Source organism: Pseudomonas sp. SH10-3B (genome assembly GCF_019891415.1).
Classification (GTDB): Bacteria; Pseudomonadota; Gammaproteobacteria; order Pseudomonadales; family Pseudomonadaceae; genus Aquipseudomonas.
Genome location: NZ_JAFLXD010000125.1, coordinates 1 through 641 on the forward strand (window position 1 = coordinate 1; position 641 = coordinate 641).

Annotated in this window: 1 protein-coding gene; it reads right to left on the bottom strand. The window is 61.6% G+C overall.

What is annotated here, in order from left to right; genetic code table 11:
* The coding region (locus J1G35_RS30630) for a substrate-binding domain-containing protein (RefSeq protein WP_223016875.1) at positions 1–641 on the bottom strand (641 nt) is incomplete at both ends.

Below are 641 nucleotides of genomic sequence, written 5' to 3' on the forward strand. Positions count from 1 at the left end.
GCCTTGAAGCCGGCGCTTTCGGTGGCGCGTACGCCGCCCAATACGGTGTTGTCGTTCATGCCGCCGATGATCAGGTTTTTCGCGCCGCTGGGCAGCTTGACCAGCGCCGAGTTGGTGGCGTCCATGCTGCCGGGGACGTCGAGGGTTTTCAGCGCAGCGGTGAGGATGTGGTCCTTGGGAATGCCGGCTTCTTCCAGGGATTTGATCGAGCCATCGGTGCGTTTCTTGCCGGTGTCGAGTTCATTGAAGGTGTTGATCACCGCGTAGGTGTCCTTCCAGTCCCAACCGCGTTTTTTCGCTTCGGCGGCCATGGCGGCACCTTGTTTCTGGCCCACTTCAAACGCGGCCATGCCCAGGTACGGCACGTCCTCCATGAAGTTGCCCTTGGCATCGACAAAGCGGTCATCCACCGCCATGACTTTCAGGCCATTGGCCTTGGCCTTGGCGACGATGGCCGGGCCCAGGGACACGTCCGGCGGGCAGATCACAAAGCCCTTGGCGCCGTTGGCAGCCAGGCTGTCGATGGCCGAGAGGGTTTTCTCGCCATCGGGCACGGCGATCTTGATCACGGTAAAGCCATGTTCCTTGCCGGCTTTTTCGGCAAAGGCCCATTCGGTCTGGAACCACGGTTCCTCGGCCTG